We start from the raw sequence: 21487 nt of genomic DNA on the forward strand, positions 1-21487 counted from the left end.
GAAAGGAGTAGTTGAGATATGAGAATGTATGATTTAATCCTCAAGAAAAGAAGAGGGGAAGAATTATCAAAAGAAGAGATAGATTTCTTTGTTCAAAAATATACTAAGGGAGAAATTCCAGATTATCAGGCATCTGCTTTATTAATGGCAATATTCTTTCAAAAGATGAATAAAGAAGAGACTGTTAATTTAACAATGTCGATAGTAAATAGCGGAGATGTTATTGATCTTTCTGATATTAAGGGTGTTAAGGTTGATAAACATAGTACAGGTGGTGTAGGTGATACTACTTCTTTAGTTATTACACCAATGGTTGCAGCTTTAGGTATTCCTGTTGCAAAAATGTCTGGTAGAGGATTAGGTCACACTGGTGGAACTATAGATAAACTTGAGAGTTTTGATGGTTTTTCAGTTGAAATGACAAGAGAAAAATTTGTTGACAATGTAAATACTCTAAAACTTGCTATCGCTGGACAAAGTGGTGACTTAGCACCAGCAGATAAGAAGTTATATGCATTAAGAGATGTTACTGCAACAGTTGATAATATTTCTCTAATTGCTTCAAGTATTATGAGTAAGAAGATTGCTTCAGGAGCAGATGCTATAGTACTTGACGTTAAAGTTGGAGATGGAGCATTCATGAAAACTGTTGAAGACGCGAGAGCTTTAGCAGAGGAAATGGTTTCTATAGGAAAAGGCGTTGGTAGAAACACAGTTGCAATTATCTCTGATATGGATCAACCATTAGGTAAAGCAATAGGAAATGCTTTAGAGGTTAAAGAAGCTATAGAAACACTAAAAGGTAATGGACCAAGTGATCTTCTAGAGTTATGTCTAACTCTTGGTAGTAACATGGTTGTTCTTGCTGGCGGAGCTAAGGATGCTGACGAAGCAAGAGAAAAACTTTTAGGAACAATAGAGTCAGGTGAAGCTCTTAAGGCTTTAAAAGCATTCGTTAAAGCTCAAGGTGGAGATGAGACAATGGTTGATGACCAAAGTAAACTACCAGGAGCAGAATTCATAGTTGAGGTTAAAGCACCTAAAGCAGGATATATTTCAAAAATCAATGCTCAAAACATAGGTATCGTAGCAATGGAATTAGGGGCTGGAAGAGCAACTAAGGAAGATGTTATAGACCTTGGAGTTGGTATTATGATGGAGAAGAAGCGTGGTGCAAAGCTTGAAGAAGGCGATGTAATAGCGTATATTCATGCTAATGATAAGACAAAAGCTGAGAGAGCAATAAAGGGAATTCTAGATAATATTACAATTAGTGAAAGTTTCACTGAAGAAATTCCACTAGTTTATGACATAGTAAAGTAATATTTCAAAAGCTGTTAAAGAAGGGTTGAACTTCTTTTAACAGCTTTTTTTTTCATCCTCTTCTAAATATGAAAAAATAAAATAGCTATATTATTTTTATATAAGGTAAAAATAAGTTTAAAGTTAGTTATGAGGAGGATAAATATGAAAAGAACATCAAAACACATAATTAAGTTTATTGCTGCCATCTACATATTCGAATTATTATTACCTTTACAGATATGTGCTTTAGAGCCAAGAAATGAAAGTGATAATATTTCTGCTGGCATGAACATTGAGGCTAATTCCGCATTGTTAATGGAACCCAAAAGTGGTAAGGTCATTTTTGAAAAGAATAGTGATATTAAGTATGAACCTGCATCTGTAACAAAAGTTATGACTATGTTACTTACAATGGAAAAGATAGCTAAAAAAGAAATTTCAATGAGTGACAAGGTTACAATAAGCGAAAATGCAAAGAAAATGGGTGGTAGCACAATGTTGCTGGATCTTGGGGAGATAAGAACAGTAGAAGAGTTATTAAAGGGTGTGGCTATAGCATCGGGTAATGATGCCGCAGTGGCTTTAGGAGAGTATATAAGCGGCTCAGAAGGCGAGTTTGTTATTCTTATGAATAAACGAGCTAAAGAATTGGGTATGGTAAATACTACTTTTAAAAACTGTCATGGGTTACCGGAGAACGGACATGTGATGACAGCAAAAGATATTGCAATTATGTCACAGGAGTTATTAAAACATGAACAGGTTTTAAAATATACTGGAACATATATGGAAACATTAAGTGAAGGTAGAAGAACCCCAATAGAAATGGTTAATCATAATAAACTTGTAAGATTCTTCGATGGTTGCGACGGATTAAAAACAGGATTCACTAGTAAAGCTAAGTACTGTATATCAGCTACAGCTACAAGAGACGGCGTGAGAATGTTAGCTGTAATAATGGGTGCTCCAACATATAAGAAACGAAATAGAGATGCTTCAATTTTACTGAATCATGGTTTCAGTAAATTCCAAAAGATTGATATATTCAAGAAGGGTGATAAAGTAGAAAAGATTACTTTCAATAAGAGTGGTAGTAAGTTCCTAATTGCTCAAGCAAATGAGGATTTCGCTATTACAATTGAGAGAAACAAAAAGAATAGAAAAATCGATAAAAAGATAATCTTAGCTATGGATAAAAAAGCATATAAGAAAGGCGATATAATTGGTAAATGCGAGATATTCTTCGAGGATGCAAAGGTTGGAGAATTCGAAATCTGTAGTGATAGAGATATAAAAATTGGTGGATTTATAAACAATTTAATTAACAATATAAAAGATCTCTATGATTACGCAATATAAATGTAAGAAGCAGACACAATTTTAATTTGTGTCTGTTTTTGTTGGTAAAGTTAAATATATTGTTTTCACCTTTTTTATGATTCTATATTATTTTCATTACAATATGTAATTCCATAGAATTCTTTGATGGATGAAACCTTGCATGAAAATATACAGAGATGTTATAATAAAAGTTAGTTCAAATATAAAAAAAATAGGTGAAAATAATGGCATTAAATATAAAAATACACAATTTTGAAGGTCCATTCGACTTGTTACTCCATCTTATAAAGAAAAACAAGATGAGTATATATGATATTAAGATAGCAGATATAACGAAACAATATATGGAGTATATTGAAGCCATGAAGAACATGGATTTGGATATAACATCAGAGTTTATTGTTATAGCTGCAATGCTTCTGGAAATGAAGTCAAAAGAATTGCTACCGAAGAACAACTTATCAGATGATGATGGTGAGAATGAACTTACTAAAGAAGATCTTATTAATAAACTTATCTTGTATAGAAAATTCAAAGTAGCTGCTGAATACCTAAAAGGGAAATCAAAAACGTTTGGGTATATGTTTACAAAAAAGCCTGAAATTATTGTTGAAAAGAAGGAATTTGATTTAGAGGAGATGTTAAAAGGGGTTACACTTTTAGAACTCTTCAACATATATAATGAGACAATGTATTTATATATGAACAAGCGAAATGAAAACAATGGAATACCAAATGAATTTTTAATCGATAAATATAAGATTGAGGATAAAATGCAACATATTAATTTGATTCTAAAAAAGAGTAGAAATATTCAATTTAAGAGTATAATGAAAACATGTGAGAGTAAGATGGAAGTTATAGTAACTTTTCTTGCTATGCTTGAGTTGATTAAGCTGAGAAATATCAAAGTGTATCAGAAAAATAATTTTAATGAAATACATATTGAAAGGGTTGTTGATAATGGATAATGAGTTTTATCAGATGCAAATAGGAGAAGAAGAGACAAAAGTAAGATATTACTCAGTAGTTGAATCTTTATTATTTGTTAAAGGAGATCCACTATCTTTTAAAGAAATCTGCGATGTATTGGATTGTAGTGAGGCATTTGTGAAGAAGTTAATGGATGATCTTATTGAATTGAAAAATAAAGATAAAAAAAGCGGAATAAAGATAATAAAGATTAAAGACTGTTACCAGATGGTTACTAAAACAGAAAACTCTGATTTTATTAGGATGTTGTTAAAAACAAATACTAGACAATCCTTATCACAGGCAGCACTTGAAACATTAGCTATTGTAGCATATAAACAACCAATCACCAAAGTTGAGATGGAGGATATTAGAGGTGTTAAATGTGATAGAGCGGTTTACACTCTAGTGGAGAAGAAGTTGATAAAGGAGAGCGGAAGGAAAGAGGTTCCAGGAAGGCCAATACTTTATGGGACAACTGATGAATTCTTGAGACATTTTGAACTTGAAAGTTTAGGATTACTTCCAAATCTTGATGAATTTGAAATTGAAGAAGATTTTCATAAGGAGATTGAAGAACAGTTGGAAAAAGAAAATCTTTCAGATTATGAAACTAAAGATATCATGGAAGTTGCAGCAGACTTTGAAGAATAAAACCATAAATAGAAGTTGAGAATGGAAAGTGGAGAACTCAACTCTCCACTTTCAACTTCTTTTAAGGTTTTAATTAGTGTCTGTTTCAACATAATCAGATTTTTCATCATGAATTGTTTTGTCATGAATCTTTTTAGTACGTTTTGCTTCTTTTTTTGATCCTTTGTCTTCTTTTATATCATTCTCATCAGAATCTTTTTTTATCAAATCCTTAACAAAGTTAAACATATCGGGGATTGATTCTAGTACCTTATCATAGCTACCTTGTGATTCCATATTTAAAAGTCTTACAGTTGTATCTTTTACTACTAGAAATGCAACTGGTTTAAGAGTAACCCCAGCTCCGCTTCCTCCACCAAATGGAAAATCAGCACAGCAACTTGAAGTCTCAAGGGTTCCGGTATTTGAAGATACTTTATTTTTGGCTTTATTACCAAATTCACTTCCACCTGATAGAAAAGCAAAGGAAACCTTAGAAATAGGAACAATAACAGTTCCATCTGGGGATGTTACTGGAGTGCCTACTATCGTATTTACGTCCACCATATTTTTTAATTCTTCCATTGTGTGTTTCATTAAAGTATCAATTGGATGATCCATAACATTCAACTCCTTTATTATTCTTCTTTTTAACACGTGACTTAATAAGTACATAAAAAACTACGTAAATAATATAAATTAAATTTAAATAAATGGTGCAATAGAGTTTTAAATTTATCATCTTTACATTGAATAATGGGTTTACCTCAAAATTGTATTTTTTTAAGTTTAAAAATTTATTCATTAAATTTGGTAGGATGCCTAAAAATGAACATATCATTCCATATAATAAGGCGCAATTAAATGCATCATCTAAACCATATTGAAAATATAAATCAAATTTAGAAAAGGTTCTTATAAACTTTGAATCACCTCTTAAAAAAGAAAAAATTAAAGATTTAATATCAAATTCTCTCTTTTTAGTTTCCCTTTTATCTTTTGACTTTATACTTTTTTTCATCTTTTTTGTTTTTTTTGAAGCATCTTCTTTAGATTTAGCTCTTTTCTTACCAGTATTGACAATTTCAAATTTATAAATACAAAAAATGAGAACAGAGTTAGAATAATTCAATGATAATTTTAAGGGAATAGGAAAAAATAAAATTATAAGAAGAACAAAAAAAGTAAAATAAAGATTCATTATAATTCTCCTAATGTGTTTTTCTAGATTATTCTTACCATAAATTATAACTTTATTCATTTTTTTGAGAGTGAGGAGATAATTTGACACAAAAGAAAAAATTAATAGTTATCCTAGTAGCTTTGATTTTAATAACTACTAATGTTGAAGCAATGGATAATATAACTAAGGCAAGAAAACTTAGAGTAAATGCAGTTAGTTTTATAGCAATGGATGCACAGAGTGGTATGATTCTTTGTGAGAACAATAGTAAGAAGATACTTGCAATGGCTAGCACTACAAAAATTCTTACATGTCTTATTGCAATTGAGTATTGTAAGCCAGATGAAATTGTAACAGTATCTTCAAATGCAGCAACTACATATGGTTCTAAGGTGCATCTAAAATCAGGAGAAAAAATAAAAGTAGAAGAGTTACTATATGGTTTAATGCTTAAATCTGGAAATGATGCGGCAGTAGCTTTAGCAGAACACATAGGTGGGAATGTTGAGAACTTCAGCAGAATAATGAATGATTATGCTTTTAAGCTTGGACTTCTTAGTTCTAATTTTAAATCTCCCCATGGTCTTGATAAACAAAATCATTACTCAACATCATACGATCTAGCAAAAGCAACATCAATTGCCTTGAAAAATGAAACTTTTAGAAATATTGTAAAGTGTAAACAAATATCGGCAAATGAAAAAGGTTTTAATAGGTCATATGTAAATATTAATAAGATATTACATCGGTTACCCAATGCAACTGGTGTAAAAACAGGGTATACTGGGAATGCTGGAAAATGCCTTGTAAGTTCATTTAGATACATGGATAGAGATATAGTTATTGTTACATTGAATTGTCCTAACCGTTGGAATGAAACAGTTAAAATTGCTGAGTATGTTAAAGCTAACTATGAAGTTAAAAAGCTTTATGGTAAAGGTGATATACTTGGGGAGGTGAAGGCAGAGAATAGTTGTGATAAGAGTAAGTTGATTTGCGGGAATGATGTAATCATTCCAGTAAGAAAAGGATTATCACCTGAAATAACCATAAAAATACCTAAGGAAGGCTTAATGGCTCCTCTTAAACAAGGGTGTAGAGTGGGAAGTATAGAAATAAGTTATGAAAATAATAAGTTATACGAACAACCATTGGTGTTACAAAGCAAAATTACAAAACATAGTAAACTTAAAATATTTATTAAAGATAAATTCAGTGGAAAAGAAAAGTGATTATTATTTAAGAGACGAGAATGACTGCAGCTCGTCTTTTATTGTGTAAGGCACATTCAAATAAATAACAAGTCAGTATGCTAGTCTATTTTGAGATATACTTCATCCTTGGAACCCCCTGATAGAACTACTATCAGCGGAACCCAACTCTTCGGATATCTCAAAATATCCGTCGCATCTTTGACTTGTTATTTATTTTCATGTACCTAAGTATTTCTTCAAGTACTGATTTTGATAAAATTTCCATGAAAAAAATAGCTGAACGGAGTATAATTAAATAAAACAACTGCACAGATTATTTTAGAACACAAGTAAAACAGTTATTCAATGCAATGGTGAAGTTCTTTTAAAGTAGATATAAGGAGATGGTATCGTGCGAGCTATTACAAACGGAAAGATAATTACTGAAAATGGTATATTAGAAGATCACATATTATTATTCAGTGATAGGATAGAGGAAATTATACCACAAAATGATTTTAAGAATATTACTGTTGATGAAATCATTAATGCAAATGGGGATTATATTTCACCAGGGCTTATAGATCTTCATATACATGGTGTTGGTGGATATGATACTATGGATGGTACGTTTGATGCTCTCAACACTATCTCCAAAGTTGTAGCGCAAGAGGGGGTAACCGCCTTTTTACCAACAACAATGACCATGGAAAAGAAGAAAATTATACATGCAATGAATAATATTAGAGAAAATATAAATAAAGTACAAGGAGCTAAAATACTAGGTTGTCACATGGAAGGACCTTTTATTAGTAAAAAATATAAGGGTGCACAATGCGAAGAGTATATAATGAAGCCTGATGACTTTTTGATAGAAGGTATTACAGATATAATAAAGATAATAACATTAGCACCAGAGGAGGATGAGGGAAACAAATTTATTAAGGAAATGAATAAGAGAGGAATTGTTTTATCAGTAGGACACTCAAATGCCACTTTTGATGAAACGATTCAAGGAATTGAAGCGGGTATATCATATGCTACCCATACATTTAATGGAATGAGAGGGTTACATCATAGAGAACCTGGTGTAGTGGGTGCAATATTTTCAAAAGATATCTATTGTGAACTTATAGCTGATAAGATTCATGTCCATAAAGGTTTTTTTGATGCGTTTATTAAGATTAATGGTAAGAACAAAGTGATTTTAGTAACAGACTCTATGAGAGCAGGTTGTATGAATTGTGGGGAATATGAACTGGGAGGACAGAGAGTACTTGTAGATGAGAGTAGTGCAAGATTAGTAGATGGTACTCTTGCTGGAAGTATATTGAAATTAAAAGATGGTGTTAAAAATATTAAGGATAATACCAGCTATGAGCTTAAAGATATCATAAAGATGGCAAGTTTGAATTGCGCTCATGTTCTCGGTTTAGAGAATGAAATAGGAAGTATAAAAAAAGGTAAGCATGCTGATATAATCTTGTTTAATGATGAATTTAAAGTGAACCATACAATTATCAATGGAAAAAGTGTTTATAAGAGGTGACTTAAATATTTAAAAACTTATGGGATTCCATGAGTTTTTTTCATATTAAGGCATTTTTTTCTGAATTTTAGTAATAATATAGATGTGGATAATTATAGAGGTGGTAGTGTATATGAGTATAAAGTATAAAATTTTCTTAAACAGTATAATAACATCATTAATGGGCGTAAGTGTAATGTTTATAGTTGGAGTATGTGGAGTAAAGGTGCTTAATAATAGAGGGAATATTATGGTTGGATATCTTTTTATATTTGGTTGTATTGCAGTTATAGTAGGAACTATCGTTGGCGTATTTCTTAATAGAAAAATTGTTTTGGCTATTGATGATTTAAAGAAAATTACTCAGAGTATTGCAAGGAGTGAATTGGATATAGAGGAAAAGAGTATTGAGGAAAAGAGTATTGAGGAAGAGATAATAGGGGAAGATGAATTTGAAGATATTAAAGAGAGTTTAGCTCAACTTTCAAATGAAATGAATAAGGGTGAGGAATGTGAAAATATAAAGTTTGTTTTCAATGAGGTTGACATTAATGAAATCTTATATGAGATAGGTGATATGTTTACTAAAAGGAACAATGAAAAGGATGTTAAATTTCAATTTGATTTCTCTGATAATCCAATCTATATAACAGTTGATGTAGAGTCTATAAAACAGGTTCTTAGGAATATATACCATAATGCAGTTAAGTATTCTTTGAAGGGTGGATTAATCTCTGTGAGAGTTGGTAAAACGTCTTTAGAGGATATACTTGTCTATATAAAAGACAGTGGAATTGGAATAAGTGAAAAAGAATTACCTAAGGTATTTGAAGATAAGTATGTAGGTGAAGAAGCTTTTGAGAGTGGCTTAGGATTGTCATATTCTAAGAAGATTATGAAGGCACATGGTGGAGATATATTTATTAATAGTGTTGAAGGAAAAGGTACAGAAGTAATTCTTCAGTTTAAGAATGATAATTCTGAAGAAGGAAATAATACTAATGATGATTCAATAGAAGATAGTAGTATTGAATTAGAGAATGAAAAAGAAAAGTATAATGACGAAGGGGGAAAGTGATAATATGAAGAATAAGAAAGAAACAAAAACCTTGGAAAATAACTTAAGTAATAATGCTATGATGATGGATCATGTACTTGGAAGCGCTCCAAATCCTTTCAGAAATAAGAAAGAAGAACAAAAAAGAAAACATATAATATTAGAGAATGAAGAAGAATAGAAATAATAGAAATAAACAACATAAAAGCACGCTTCTGCGTGCTTTTATGTTGTTTAAAGGAAATTGTTTAATATCCATATGAAGGTACAAATCTAGTACCTTCTTAATTGCTAAAGTTTAGCTTCAGGTATTTGAAATAATACACGACTATTATCAATATCATTTGATGAGAGAATATAGCTGATTATATTATTTTCTTTTTCAGGATTATATTCAACTTCTAGGGTTAGTTTATCATAGATTATTTTTTCTATCCCATCTGTTTCAGTAGCAAGTCTAGATTTATCAATTGTAAGTATTATTATAAATCCATCATACTCAAGATCCATTATTATAGGGATTCCACTTTCATCAAAGAAAGCTATCCTTAAATAATCTTTAATTCCCATTTGCGTATGTGTCATGAAGTTATTAATTTCTTCAAGGTTAAAAATCAACTCTCCAGGAGATATAACAATATTTCTAGAATTTTTTGCTAATTCAGGTGTATATTCTAAAGGAATAACATTAAGCGGTAATAAATTACTTTTGGAAGTAGCAAAATCTTCATTGATAGATTTTATATTGCTCCCATTAATTTTGTAATCTGGAGATGCAATACTTACATTATTCATATGATAATTATTATTATCATATCCTTGCTTGTCTTTATTTAACTTAACTTCATATCCTGATACAGTAATTGCTGGAAAACCACAAGAAGTTGTAGAGAAGAGAGTGGCAATAAATATTCCTAAAACATGTATCTTCTTCATTTCATCACCTCTTTCTTATAAATAATATACGTTACACATAAGGATTTGGTTGCAGATTTTAGAGCGATTATTTTAGGTAAAGGATATATTTGGAAATGAAAAAATATAACTAAGCATAAGAGAACATAAGAATATGGAAAAATAAAAGTATAATTAAGTATAATTATTTACAATATTAGACTAAATGTAGTGGAATTATATTTATTGATATCAATAGGTTTTGAAGGCGGTTTGTCGATAAAGGCATTATTTAAACACAAATTATGTAAGAAAAATGTAAAAATTGAATACTACAAATAGTATTGACAAAGAAAAGATAAAAATATATACTTCTGTATGTAAAGAAATTACAAAATACATAAAAAAAGTAAAGAAAATATTACATATTAGGAGGGATAATATGACGGCTATCTTATTAAAGAAAGATCAAGTATTCCATGTTATGGATCCTTATTACGGTGGATTATGGGAACTTGATAGAGTCGGGATTGAACAATATTTAAAGTTTCTTGAAATATATAAGAATGATGAGGTGTCGACTGAGAAAATAAAAAAGAAATATTCAAAAATTATTTCTCAAGAGATGATAGATTTTATGATAAAAGAAAAAATGCCTATTGATACAACATATTTTCCAAGAGTAATACTTGAAAATATTAATGAGGCTGAAGATGGAATAATCGTACCACCAGAGATAATTCTTGAAGTAAATAGGAAATGTAATTATAGATGTCCATGGTGTTACATACCTACAATGGAAGAACAAGATGAAACATTAACACTTAAAGAAATTGAAGAACAGATTATAATTCCTTTTGTAAATAAGGGAGCGAAATGTTGGACTCTCACAGGAGGAGAACCATCAGTAACATTTGAGAGAACACTGAGTATAGTTAAGATGATATCAAAGTATACTAAGGAAAAGCATGGAGAAGAGGCAGATATAAGTATACTAAGTAATGGGTATAAATTTTCAGAATATGCTGAAAAATATTTCGAAGCTGGTGTTAGTAAAGTACAATTTCAACTGTCATCTCCATATGAGGAAGAGGAAATAAAGTTAAGAAACCCAAAAGGTGGAATAAATTCATTTGAACATGTGATTGAAGGGGTAAAAAAGGCAAATGAACTTCGATATTTCACTTCAATTAATATGGTGGTTTCACCTGACAAAAACATTAAGGGTATTAAAGACATGATACTACTAGCGGATAATTTAAAATTGGACATGCTTAGGATTACTCCGGTTGTAATGGCTGGAATGGCTAAAGAAAATGGAATATGCTTAGATATTGAGAACTACACAAAGATTAAAAATAATACAAAAGCTGGTAGAGAGTTGTTGAAAGAAGATTCAACATTAGAAATATATTTGCCACACTTTGATCTTGAGAATGATAGACCAATGAGATGTGGTCTAGGATTCATAGATTTTTATATAGATTATAGAGGAATAGTGTTTCCTTGTAATAATTTAATAGATGATGAATTAAAATGTGACCCAGGCACAATCAAAGAATTTACAGGTCCTGAAATATGGTTTGGATCAAAAATGCTGAATAGATTTAGAGATTATCTAAATACCAATATTGGGGAAGAATGTGGAGCTTGTGAATATAGAGGAATGTGTGTTGGGAATTGTATTGCACGCTGCTGGCAAAGGTACGGAAAATTTGATCTTCTTGAGATGCCCAAAGAGTGTTTCAGGACAATATAAGGGGGGTTAGCAATGAGTATAGCAATTTATAAGGTTAATAATGACTTGTATCATATTGTAGATCCCTATTATGGCGGTATATGGGAAGCAGAAGAAAGCAGTATGAAGTTGTTTTTAAGAGTATTAGAAGAGATGAGAAAGAAGAATATCAAGGATCTGAAAGATCTAAACATAGATGATGATATGTTTATGGAGTTTGATAAAGAACTGTGGCATGAGATGATTACTTTTATCAAGGAAAACAGGATTTCAATATTTAATCAATTTGACCCTAGAAGGATATATGAAAATCTTCAATCATATGAAAACGGTATAATAACACCGCCAATGACAATTGTTGAGGTTAATAGAGTGTGTAATTATAACTGTCCTTGGTGTTATCTTGATAATATGATACAAGATGATGGGGTTTTATCCATTGAACAGATAGAACAGAGAATTGTTGAGCCGCTACTTAAGGCTGGGGCAAACTACTGGGCAATAACAGGAGGAGAACCGTCAGTTACCCTTGATAGGACACTGAAGTTGATAACAAGTATAAAAGATAGAACTATTAGAGAATTTGGGTATAGGCCATATATATTATTATTTACAAATGGGCATAAATTAAAAGAATATGCTGAATTATATAAAGAAGCTGGAGTCACAATAGTTCAGGTGAGTTTATCTTCTCCAGATGAAGAACAGGAAGTAGGTCTTAGACGTCCACCTGAAGGGATTAACTCATATAGAGAAGCAGTTCAGGGAATAAAGAAGTGTAAGGAGATTGGGTTAGAGGTAATTTTAAATTCAGTTATAACTTCTGATATTGGATATGGTTCAAATGTGGATTATATTCCAAAGATATATAAACTAGCGAAAGAGTTGAAAATAAATACTCTTGATATAAACTTAGCATGTCCTTCAGGTCAGGCAAAGAAGAATAATATTGTGTTCTCAAAAGAAGAGTATTTTAAGATTAAAAAGTATGTTCAATCTAATAACTTTGCAGAAGAAGATAGAATCCGTGAAGATTTACCGATAGATGATCTTGAAGAGCATCGTGAAATAAGATGTGGTGTAGGTATGCTTGAGTTTTATGTGGATTATAAGGGATATACATATCCATGTAATAACCTTATTCATAAAGAAATGTTATGTGCACCAAGGACAATATTAGAGGAGAATATCAAAGATATTTGGTTCACATCAGAAAAACTATCAGTTTTTAGAGAATATCAAGATAATAATATAAACGAAGAATGTGGTAGTTGCGAATATAGAGGATTCTGCTTGGGTAGTTGCTTTGCTAGAGGGTGGCATCAATATGGAATGTTAAAAATGGATAAAAAGCCAGAGAATTGTTATAAGGATGTATATGCAAGATAATATCCAGCAATTTTTGAAAACGGTTTAAAGAACAACACTAAAACTTAAATCATAGCAGGAGAATAAATGCAAATAGTAATATCTTAGAGCTGCTGAGAGTAAGTTGAAGTGGTGTATGTTTAAATAAATATCTTAAATAATAGGGGGAAATTAAAATGAGTTCATTGAAAGAAAAAGGGGCAAAGAAGAGAAAGCCTCTAATGAAAACTTTGAAAAATCAAAGTGATAAGAAATCAGTTGTATCTTGTAAAGCAGTAGGACCAGAGGAAGAGATTATAGTATGGCCATAACAATGATAAAGCTTCAGGAAATCCTGGAGCTTTTCATTTAAAAAGATTTTAGTATTCAGAAAAATATCCATATATTTAGGCGATTGAGGTGTAATAATGAATTTGTTTAAATCTGAAAAGAATACTTTTTTAAAGAATAAAAGATTTATGAATTTTTTGATAGGTTATGGTGTTTCTTCTTTAGGTGGTAGTATGGATAATATGATTTTTACTTTGCTAGCAATTGAACTTACTGGGTCACCAACATCAGTAGGAGTAATGCTAATGATATTATCGCTACCTAATTTATTATTTTCATTATTTGGAGGAACATTTGCTGATATGTTTGATAGAAAGAAAATTATGGTTTTTACGAACTATATAAGAGGTGGGTTAATAGGATTAATTTTAATATTATTCATTTTTAATAAGCTGACTTTCTTTTTATTATGCGTAGTGTTATTTATTGTTGAGAGCTTATCTAGATTTAATGGACCTGCAATGGGGGCGACCATGCCAAGGTTGCTAACAAAACAGGAGTTTTTTAAAGCTAGATCGTTTTATAGTGGAGTTATTAGAGGAATAGTGATGATTGGCCCTTCAATAAGTTCAGTTCTTGTAGCACTTACAGGATATTGGGTGCCACTTACAGTTGACAGTTTAAGTTATTTATTTGCAGGGAAGATGGTTAGCATTACTGATTTGAGTGATGTTCAGGTGAAAAGTACTGAAAAGAAAGGTGTAAAGCAAGTAGTACATAATACAGTAGATGGTTTTAGGTATATAAAATCAAATAAATTCATGTTGAAATTAGTTGTAATAATGTTATTTATGAACTTAATTCTTGGGCTTTTTGATGTTCCATTACCATTTATGATGAAACAGAATTTTAATTTGGATAAGACATATTATGCATACCTTAAATCAATTTTTGCTGGTGCTGGTTTAGTAGCTACTATATTTCTTTCAAAATATGAGGTTAAGAAACCGGGTAAGACTATAATAATATTTATGTTTATAATGGGAGGAGCATTGATTTTATTTGGGTTATCAAAGAATTACTATCTAGCATGTATATTATCAGCAATATCAGCCTTTTTTAGAACATGTATTGCCATAACACTTTGGTCCTTCATAAGTATTATGGCTGAAGATAAATATAGAGGAAGAGTTTCAGCTACCATTGGAATGATTATTTCTTCTGTTGTTCCATTGTCGAATGGGTTATCAGGTGTATTTGTAGATAAGTTTCCCGCTGGTTTGATTTTTACATTTGGAGGGGTGTTTTTTATAATAATAAGTTTGATTTATTGTTTTGATTCATACGTAATGAACTATCAGATATCAGATGAATCTAGCGCTGTAGGTGCTTAGGTGGTATTATATAGGAAAGGAGGGGATTTTGTGAAAATTTTCATAAGTGCAGATATTGAGGGAGTAACGGGGACAACTCATTGGAATGAGACTATTAAAGGAAAAGTAGAGAGTGAATTTTTTAGAGAACAGATGACAAGAGAAGTAAAGGCTGCATGTGAAGCTGCTAATAAAGCTGGTGCAAAAGAAATATGGATTAAAGATGCTCACGGAACTGCAAGAAATATAGATTTTAGTCAGTTACCTAAAAATATAAAGATGGTTAGAGGTTGGGCAAGAGATCCATACTCTATGGTTCAAGGAATTGACGATTCATTTGATGCAGTTATGTTTATAGGATATCATTCAGCAGCGGGTAGTGATGGGAACCCGTTATCACATACTCTGAATCCCTCAAAGATATATGAGATGAGGATAAACGGGGAGAGAACATCAGAATTTATGCTTTACTCTTATGCGTGTCAATATCATAGAGTTCCATCTGTTTTTCTAAGTGGGGATAAGAAGATGACTGAAGAAGCAAGGCGTATTAATAGTAATATTAATACAGTAGCTGTATTGGAGGGAGTAGGTAATTCTACAGTGAGTATTCATCCAGATGTAGCTGTTGATAGAATAGACAAGCAAGTTACAAGTGTCCTAAATGAAGATAGAAGTAAATTCAACATAGAACTTCCAAAGGAATTTAAACTAGAGATACAATATGTGAATCATTATGATGCATATACATATTCATTCTATCCAGGAGCGGAACTAGTAGATGAGAGAACAGTTAGATTTATCTCACAGGATTATTTTGATATAATTAGAGCAATTTTATTTATGAAATGATTCTAGTATGAAAATAATAACAATTAAAATCATTTTCCAGATACATAAAGAATTTTCTATTAAGTATGAAACATAGATAAATTTATTAATCATTTTACGCATTAAATTATTTTCTTTTCTTTTGTATGTCACAAAATACAAACTATATAAATATTTTAATAGTGGAGAAAGATATAAGGAGATATTGATGGGCTACCAGGTATATAAGTGTATTGATGCAGGAACGGAATTCTGCCCCTGCCATCTGAGTGAGAATAATCAATGTATTTTGTGTTCTGCTTTGCAGGATAAAGATAAATGTGACTGCGAACACTGGAGTGGAGTATGTATATATCAACGATTTATAGAAAATGGTAAAAAGGCAACAGAAACTAGAAAATACTATCAATGTGACATAGTAAAAAAAGATAAGATTGGAAAAGGACTTCTAAAACTTATAATAAAGGTTCCAGAATACTTGAGTGACAGATTGACTGAGCCAGGTAGTTTTGTTTTTCTTAAAAACCCAAGTGATAAGGTTACATTTGATGTGCCAATCGCAGTAATGGAAGTAAATAGGAAGAAATGTACTATAACTGTTGTGTTAAAAATACTAGGAGTTAAGACAAAGCGAATTGAACAACTTATGACAGGTGAAAAGATAACTGTGAAAGGACCATTCTGGAATGGAATATTAGGTTTGAGACATATTAAAAATCTTAAGGATAGTACTGTTTTGGTCATTGCAAGGGGCATAGGACAGGCTCCGATGATACCGCCATTGAAAGAATTATATAATAACAATAATAAAATTATTACAATAATAGACAAGGGAAAAGAAGGAGTAGAATTCATAAGACCTTACTTAGATAGGTTCTCCCATGTGAATATATATACATCAGTAATTGATAAAGGAATTGGCTCAAGAAAATTTGAAGATGTGTTCAAGAATATTGTTGTACACGATAAAGTGAGTTTGGTCCATTGTGATACAGGGGATTTTATTATAAAGAAAGTAATGAGATATATAAAGGAGATAGAAAAAGAAAAAGGATTGAATATAGATTTTTCTTGTTGTAACAATTTCAAGATGTGTTGTGGCGAAGGTATATGTGGATGCTGTACTAATAGGCGTGATAGCAACATAAAAAGGATGTGCAAATATCAAGGAGATCCTAAGGATATCTTGGAGGAGTGTGAACATTAATGAAAGTGATCATTATTGGAGGAGGTTGGGCAGGGGCCGCTGCTGCTCTGAGCGCCAGAAAACAAGGGGCAGAAGTTCATGTTTATGAGAAAACAGATCTGCTTCTTGGATTAGGTAATATTGGTGGAATTATAAGGAATAATGGAAGATATACTGCAGCAGAAGAGCTGATTGCAATGGGATGTGGCGACCTTATAAATTTATGTGATGAGAATGCTGCTCATAAATCAGTAAACTTCCCAGGGCACCAGCATGCTACATTATATAACGTTAATAAGATTGAACCTGCAGTGAGAAATTACTTGATATCGAAGGGAATTAATCTTCATTTTGTTAAGAGAGTCAGTGGGGTTGAAGTAAAACAGAAGGAGATAAAAGGATTATATCTACATGATGGTACCTATGTAGAAGGTGATATATTTATTGAGACTACAGGTGGAACAGGGCCAATGGGAAATTGCATGAGATACGGAAATGGTTGTTCTATGTGTGTTTTAAGATGTCCCTCATATGGTCCAAGAGTAAGTATTACAGCAGCATGTGGACTAGAAGATATAATGGGTGAGCGAGCTGATGGAGAATTTGGTGCCTTCAGTGGATCATGCAAATTAGCGAAGGATACACTATCTACTAAAATACAAAAAGAACTTGAAGAGAAAGGTGTTGCTCTGTTAAAAATCCCAAAAGAGGATATAAACAAAGACAAGTTAAAGATAAAGGTATGTCAACAGTATGCACTTGATGAATTTGCAGAGAATATAGTATTACTTGATACTGGTCATGCAAAGCTCATGACAAGTTACTATCCATTAGAGAAGCTTAGAAAAATTGAAGGATTGGAAAATGTCAAGTATATCGATCCTTACGGAGGCGGAAAAGGAAATTCAATAAGATATCTAAGTATCGCACGTAGAAAGAATGATATGAGAGTTATAGGAATAAAGAATCTATTTGTGGGTGGAGAAAAAAGTGGCCTTTTTGTAGGTCACACAGAGGCCATATGCACTGGTACGCTAGCAGGATACAATGCTGTTAAGTATGCTAAAGGTGAAAAAATGCTCATACTCCCAAGAAAGACTGCAATAGGTGATATAATATCTTACGCAAACTATAGAATGTTAAAGATGAAGGATCATAAAACTAGATACACCTTTGCTGGATCTGTTTATTTGAAGAGAATGGAGAAATTGAAACTTTACACTATAGATAAAGATGAGATTATTAAAAGAATAAAGGACCTAGGTCTTGAGAATATTTTCAGTGAAAGATGAGAAGTGAATACAGAGTAAAAATCTGGTATCTTAGTGGTGGGATGTCAGATTTTTGTCGTTTAGAAATTAGAATAGTCATAGTTACATATATGAGATTATGTTAACTAAATAATGTAAACAAAAACATTCAAACTGCAATAATAGTTAGAGCTTCTTTATAGATTGCTACTTTAGCCAGTTTTCACCACTCTGTTAACTCAGTATTAAAGTCTTATTTTTGAATTATTATAACTCAATTCCAACATGAGATTTACATGTTGAGATAGGAATTGTTATTTGGGCCGACTGGGGTGAGTGTGACTTGGTTGGTTTGTTTTTCGTATGATAAAAACAATTTTTGGAATAAGTAGTTAAAACAGTTGAAAAAAAATTTTGGAAAAAGAGGAAAATGTTAATAAATGTAGAATATAATTAAATAAGTGGAATAAAATCAAAATTAAACTTTAATCACTCAATATGATAAAAGTAATAAATATTATCATATATAGCATAGGTTATAAGGTATACATATGACTTCGAGTATTTGCATTTATCAGAATTTTCGATATTATCTAAAGTTTGAATGATATAGTCTAAAGTTTATTTGCTTGCATTTGTTTTCAAGAGAATTTACCTTTCTTTTTGGGTTATTTATATATGTGGTGATATATTAATATTTCTACATTTTAATAATTCTACATTAAGTGGGGGAAATTTTTTTTGAAAGCATTTTAAAATATTTTTTTAGCGGTTGTAGTGTTCTGCAACTGACTATATTATCAAAAGGGGGAAATAAAGTAATGAAAGGTAAATTACGCAAGGTTACTTCAGCTTTACTTGTTTCATTCATGTGCGCTAGCGCATTTACTGGGTGTGGTAATAGTGAAACAAAAGAGACTGAAAAAGTAACAAACACACAAGGTGAGAAGGGCAACAAGGAAACACCTAAGACAGAAGCAGCAATTACGGGGGCAGATAATGTTTCTATAAAGGAACTATCTGAGTTTGATCCACTTGAAGGTGTAACAGCAAAAGGTGCAGATGGCAAAGATGCAACTGCTAAAATTGAGGTTACTGGTGAAGTTGATACACTTAAAGAAGGTGAGTATGAATTAACTTATACATTAAAAGGTACTGACTTATCAGTTACTAGAGCTGTAACAGTTACAGGTATTGAGGCTGTTTTAGCAAATGGTACTTTCAACTATAAGTTTGCTACATCTGAAGTAAGGCATACTTTTTTTGCAGCTGCTGAAGACTACCTATTGCATAACCAATATGCGGGAATACCATTATTCGCAGATTCTGTATTTGCTCTTTATTCTGGTAGAATGCAGCTTGCAACAGAGGAATTTTTACCAGTCTTACAGTATGCTACAGAGTATTCAACTATGGCTGCTGATGATAGCAAGGTATTGATGGAAGATGGGAAAAATGGTAATGCAGGCGAGTACACATATAGAACTGCTATTTCAGGTAATCCAAGTCAATGGAATCAATGGAAATATGATGATCAAACAACAGCTGGCATTATGGATGATTATCTTGGAACCTTGTTTTTATATGACTTTAATGAGGATAAGACAGGATATGTTCTTGTTCCTTCCATGGCTTCTGAGGATCCAATACCTTTAGAAAGCCGTGAATTACCAAATGGTAAGGTAGTATCAAAAAAATGGCAACTTAAAATTAAAGATGGTCTTAAGTGGAAGTTTAACGAAAAGACTGACACATCAATGATAACTGATGAAACTATCAATGCTGTTGATTTTTATGAGACTTATAAACTTGCTTTGACAGAAAAATGGTTTAGAGCTACAAGTAGTGGATTTTCTGATGGACCACAAGCAGTTGTTAATGCTCAAGCGTTTGTTGATGGAACAGCTGAGTGGGATGATGTAGGTATTAAGTTTATTGACGATAATACTCTTGAATTTGAGTATGTTGATGAGCAATCAGAATGGAATGTTAAGTATTCATTATCTAGTTTCGTAATGACTCCAATTAACATTGAATTATATGAAGCTTTAGGCGAAAAATATGGTCTTGATGAAAACTCAATTGCATATCACGGTCCTTACTATGTTGACTATTACGAAAGTGATAAAGTTTTAAGAATGAAGAAGAATGATGAATATCATCAAGCTGATAAATATTTCTACACAGGTAGGAATATAACTATTATCAATGATGCGGAGATGCGTTTCCAAGAATTCGTAGCTGGTAAACTTGATGCAGTTACATTACCTGCAACACATTTTGAAGAGTATAAGAGCCATCCTGGTATAAAACGTCTTCCAGGAGAAACAACTTATAGAATGATGATTAACGGGACAGGATCAAAAGAGGGGCAACTTGCACAATTCCCAGATAGTGAATGGGATGCAGAACCTATTTTAGGAAATCAAGATTTTAAAATGGGGCTTTTCTATGCAATTGACAGAAAGAAACTTGCTGAGGAAGTTTTGAAGACTTCACAAACACAGATGTATCTGTTCACTGATGCGTATTTAGTAGATGCTGAGACAGGTATACTTTTTAGGAATTGTCCACAAGGTATGTCAGTAGGCGCTGACCTTTCTCCTTCAACTAATGGTTATAACTTAGATGCTTCAAGAGCTTATTTTGATAAAGCACTTGATACTCTAGTTGGCGAAGGCGTTTATAAGAATGGCGATGAGATTACATTTGAGTTTAATTATTTCAGTGGAAGTGAAAATCAAGCTTTAATGGGTACTTACATTAAAGATGCTGTTGAAGAAGCGTTCCAGAGCGAGAAACACAATATCAAAGTAAAAGTAGAGCCTATGCCAAAAGATTTCCCAGGAATCTACTATGATCACATGATGATTGGTGAGTTTGACACTTCAATTGGTGGAATCGGTGGTAATACTCTAGATGCAGCATCATTCCTAGATACTTACACTTCAGACAATAGATCAGGATTTACTCTAAACTGGGGTATTGATACTACTATACCAGAGATTGCTGTTTCGTATAAGAATGACGAAGGTAAGTTGGTTAAAGAGTTATGGTCATTTGACGCTATTTATTCAGTATTAAACGGTGAAATCGAAATAGTAGATGGTGCAGAAGTACCAGAGGAAGAAGCAGCAGAATAATAATATAAAATAATTTGAAATGATTTATGTAGAAAGGATAGATTTATTCAAGTATTTTTTCTATCCTTTCTATAATAAGGTTCAAAATATTTATAGAGGAAAGGAAAGTGACAATGGCTAGGTATATAAGGACAAGAATAATATGGATATTTGTATTGCTGTTTACCATCTTATCATTAAACTTTATTTTGGTGAAGTTAGCGCCTGCTTATCCACCTACCA

At 31.7% G+C, this 21487-nt stretch carries 19 protein-coding genes; 16 read left to right on the forward strand and 3 right to left on the reverse strand.

Features of this window, described 5'->3' with window-relative positions; translation table 11 throughout:
* Nucleotides 1–18 precede the first annotated feature (18 nt).
* The 4 genes from KDK92_RS23825 to scpB all read left to right on the forward strand — a co-directional run bounded on the left by KDK92_RS23825 (nucleotide 19) and on the right by scpB (nucleotide 4272).
* Nucleotides 19–1323 (forward strand): pyrimidine-nucleoside phosphorylase, encoded by a 1305-nt coding sequence (locus KDK92_RS23825; RefSeq protein ID WP_250861930.1) that lies wholly within the window; start codon nucleotides 19–21, stop codon nucleotides 1321–1323.
* A gap of 144 nt (nucleotides 1324–1467) precedes the next feature.
* Entirely contained in the window at nucleotides 1468–2664 is a 1197-nt protein-coding gene (locus KDK92_RS23830; protein ID WP_250861931.1) for a D-alanyl-D-alanine carboxypeptidase family protein, read from the forward strand.
* Between the two features lie 206 nt (nucleotides 2665–2870).
* Nucleotides 2871–3617: a segregation/condensation protein A gene (locus tag KDK92_RS23835; RefSeq protein WP_250861932.1), complete on the forward strand. Its 747-nt coding sequence runs from the start codon at nucleotides 2871–2873 to the stop codon at nucleotides 3615–3617.
* On the forward strand, nucleotides 3610–4272 hold the full coding sequence (scpB, locus tag KDK92_RS23840) for an SMC-Scp complex subunit ScpB (RefSeq protein WP_420852360.1): 663 nt from the start codon (nucleotides 3610–3612) through the stop codon (nucleotides 4270–4272). The genes KDK92_RS23835 and scpB overlap by 8 nt, the downstream gene beginning before the upstream one ends.
* A 69-nt stretch (nucleotides 4273–4341) precedes the next feature.
* On the opposite strand, the gene ytfJ is transcribed toward scpB, so the two are convergent.
* On the reverse strand, nucleotides 4342–4872 hold the full coding sequence (gene ytfJ, locus KDK92_RS23845; RefSeq protein ID WP_250861933.1) for a GerW family sporulation protein: 531 nt from the start codon (nucleotides 4870–4872) through the stop codon (nucleotides 4342–4344).
* Nucleotides 4856–5272 carry a DUF2953 domain-containing protein gene (locus KDK92_RS23850; protein ID WP_250861934.1) on the reverse strand — a complete coding sequence of 139 codons (417 nt, stop codon included), beginning with the start codon at nucleotides 5270–5272 and terminating at the stop codon, nucleotides 4856–4858. The genes ytfJ and KDK92_RS23850 overlap by 17 nt, the downstream gene beginning before the upstream one ends.
* Before the next feature lie 263 nt (nucleotides 5273–5535).
* On the opposite strand from KDK92_RS23850, the gene KDK92_RS23855 reads away from it, so the two are divergent.
* From KDK92_RS23855 to KDK92_RS23870, 4 genes are all read left to right on the forward strand, one after another.
* Entirely contained in the window at nucleotides 5536–6666 is a 1131-nt protein-coding gene (locus KDK92_RS23855) for a D-alanyl-D-alanine carboxypeptidase family protein (protein WP_250861935.1), read from the forward strand.
* Nucleotides 6667–7039: 373 nt separating this feature from the next.
* The gene (nagA, locus tag KDK92_RS23860; RefSeq protein ID WP_250861936.1) at nucleotides 7040–8176 is read left to right on the forward strand and encodes an N-acetylglucosamine-6-phosphate deacetylase; all 1137 of its coding nucleotides are present in this window, start codon (nucleotides 7040–7042) and stop codon (nucleotides 8174–8176) included.
* Nucleotides 8177–8288: 112 nt separating this feature from the next.
* Nucleotides 8289–9233 carry a sensor histidine kinase gene (locus tag KDK92_RS23865; protein ID WP_250861937.1) on the forward strand — a complete coding sequence of 315 codons (945 nt, stop codon included), beginning with the start codon at nucleotides 8289–8291 and terminating at the stop codon, nucleotides 9231–9233.
* A 4-nt stretch (nucleotides 9234–9237) separates the two neighbouring features.
* Nucleotides 9238–9393 (forward strand): hypothetical protein, encoded by a 156-nt coding sequence (locus KDK92_RS23870; RefSeq protein ID WP_250861938.1) that lies wholly within the window; start codon nucleotides 9238–9240, stop codon nucleotides 9391–9393.
* Nucleotides 9394–9503: 110 nt separating this feature from the next.
* Here the strand turns inward: KDK92_RS23870 and KDK92_RS23875 are convergent, their stop codons facing one another.
* Nucleotides 9504–10148, reverse strand: coding sequence for a DUF4362 domain-containing protein (locus tag KDK92_RS23875; protein WP_250861939.1), 645 nt, complete (start codon nucleotides 10146–10148; stop codon nucleotides 9504–9506).
* Nucleotides 10149–10548: 400 nt separating this feature from the next.
* On the opposite strand from KDK92_RS23875, the gene KDK92_RS23880 reads away from it, so the two are divergent.
* From KDK92_RS23880 to KDK92_RS23910, 8 genes are all read left to right on the forward strand, one after another.
* Nucleotides 10549–11865 carry a radical SAM/SPASM domain-containing protein gene (locus KDK92_RS23880; protein WP_250861940.1) on the forward strand — a complete coding sequence of 439 codons (1317 nt, stop codon included), beginning with the start codon at nucleotides 10549–10551 and terminating at the stop codon, nucleotides 11863–11865.
* A gap of 12 nt (nucleotides 11866–11877) precedes the next feature.
* Complete coding sequence (locus KDK92_RS23885) at nucleotides 11878–13233, forward strand: radical SAM/SPASM domain-containing protein (RefSeq protein WP_250861941.1); 1356 nt, start codon at nucleotides 11878–11880, stop codon at nucleotides 13231–13233.
* 155 nt (nucleotides 13234–13388) lie between these two features.
* Nucleotides 13389–13523, forward strand: a complete 135-nt coding sequence (locus KDK92_RS24725) for a hypothetical protein (protein WP_276576115.1) — start codon at nucleotides 13389–13391, stop codon at nucleotides 13521–13523.
* Between the two features lie 96 nt (nucleotides 13524–13619).
* Entirely contained in the window at nucleotides 13620–14876 is a 1257-nt protein-coding gene (locus tag KDK92_RS23890) for an MFS transporter (RefSeq protein ID WP_250861942.1), read from the forward strand.
* Nucleotides 14877–14906: 30 nt separating this feature from the next.
* Complete coding sequence (locus KDK92_RS23895; RefSeq protein WP_250861943.1) at nucleotides 14907–15707, forward strand: M55 family metallopeptidase; 801 nt, start codon at nucleotides 14907–14909, stop codon at nucleotides 15705–15707.
* A gap of 187 nt (nucleotides 15708–15894) precedes the next feature.
* Nucleotides 15895–16893, forward strand: coding sequence for a sulfide/dihydroorotate dehydrogenase-like FAD/NAD-binding protein (locus KDK92_RS23900; RefSeq protein ID WP_250861944.1), 999 nt, complete (start codon nucleotides 15895–15897; stop codon nucleotides 16891–16893).
* Nucleotides 16893–18164, forward strand: a complete 1272-nt coding sequence (locus KDK92_RS23905; RefSeq protein WP_250861945.1) for an FAD-dependent oxidoreductase — start codon at nucleotides 16893–16895, stop codon at nucleotides 18162–18164. Before KDK92_RS23900 ends, KDK92_RS23905 begins: the two co-directional genes overlap by 1 nt.
* A 779-nt stretch (nucleotides 18165–18943) precedes the next feature.
* A complete protein-coding gene (locus KDK92_RS23910) occupies nucleotides 18944–21265 on the forward strand; it encodes an ABC transporter substrate-binding protein (protein ID WP_250861946.1) in 2322 nt (773 codons plus the stop codon).
* Nucleotides 21266–21487: the final 222 nt, after the last annotated feature.

Origin of the sequence: Oceanirhabdus seepicola (assembly GCF_023684385.1) — a bacterium.
Classification (GTDB): Bacteria; Bacillota; Clostridia; order Clostridiales; family Clostridiaceae; genus Oceanirhabdus; species Oceanirhabdus seepicola.

Excerpts from the sequence above, each read along its gene's own strand:
- KDK92_RS23825 (WP_250861930.1), top strand. The coding sequence starts at position 19 with ATGAGAATGTATGATTTAATCCTCAAGAAAAGAAGAGGGGAAGAATTA.
- KDK92_RS23830 (WP_250861931.1), top strand. The coding sequence starts at position 1,468 with ATGAAAAGAACATCAAAACACATAATTAAGTTTATTGCTGCCATCTAC.
- KDK92_RS23835 (WP_250861932.1), top strand. The coding sequence starts at position 2,871 with ATGGCATTAAATATAAAAATACACAATTTTGAAGGTCCATTCGACTTG.
- scpB (WP_420852360.1), top strand. The coding sequence starts at position 3,610 with ATGGATAATGAGTTTTATCAGATGCAAATAGGAGAAGAAGAGACAAAA.
- ytfJ (WP_250861933.1), bottom strand. The coding sequence starts at position 4,872 with ATGGATCATCCAATTGATACTTTAATGAAACACACAATGGAAGAATTA.
- KDK92_RS23850 (WP_250861934.1), bottom strand. The coding sequence starts at position 5,272 with ATGAAAAAAAGTATAAAGTCAAAAGATAAAAGGGAAACTAAAAAGAGA.
- KDK92_RS23865 (WP_250861937.1), top strand. The coding sequence starts at position 8,289 with ATGAGTATAAAGTATAAAATTTTCTTAAACAGTATAATAACATCATTA.
- KDK92_RS23870 (WP_250861938.1), top strand. The coding sequence starts at position 9,238 with ATGAAGAATAAGAAAGAAACAAAAACCTTGGAAAATAACTTAAGTAAT.
- KDK92_RS23875 (WP_250861939.1), bottom strand. The coding sequence starts at position 10,148 with ATGAAGAAGATACATGTTTTAGGAATATTTATTGCCACTCTCTTCTCT.
- KDK92_RS23880 (WP_250861940.1), top strand. The coding sequence starts at position 10,549 with ATGACGGCTATCTTATTAAAGAAAGATCAAGTATTCCATGTTATGGAT.
- KDK92_RS23885 (WP_250861941.1), top strand. The coding sequence starts at position 11,878 with ATGAGTATAGCAATTTATAAGGTTAATAATGACTTGTATCATATTGTA.
- KDK92_RS24725 (WP_276576115.1), top strand. The coding sequence starts at position 13,389 with ATGAGTTCATTGAAAGAAAAAGGGGCAAAGAAGAGAAAGCCTCTAATG.
- KDK92_RS23890 (WP_250861942.1), top strand. The coding sequence starts at position 13,620 with ATGAATTTGTTTAAATCTGAAAAGAATACTTTTTTAAAGAATAAAAGA.
- KDK92_RS23900 (WP_250861944.1), top strand. The coding sequence starts at position 15,895 with ATGGGCTACCAGGTATATAAGTGTATTGATGCAGGAACGGAATTCTGC.
- KDK92_RS23905 (WP_250861945.1), top strand. The coding sequence starts at position 16,893 with ATGAAAGTGATCATTATTGGAGGAGGTTGGGCAGGGGCCGCTGCTGCT.
- KDK92_RS23910 (WP_250861946.1), top strand. The coding sequence starts at position 18,944 with ATGAAAGGTAAATTACGCAAGGTTACTTCAGCTTTACTTGTTTCATTC.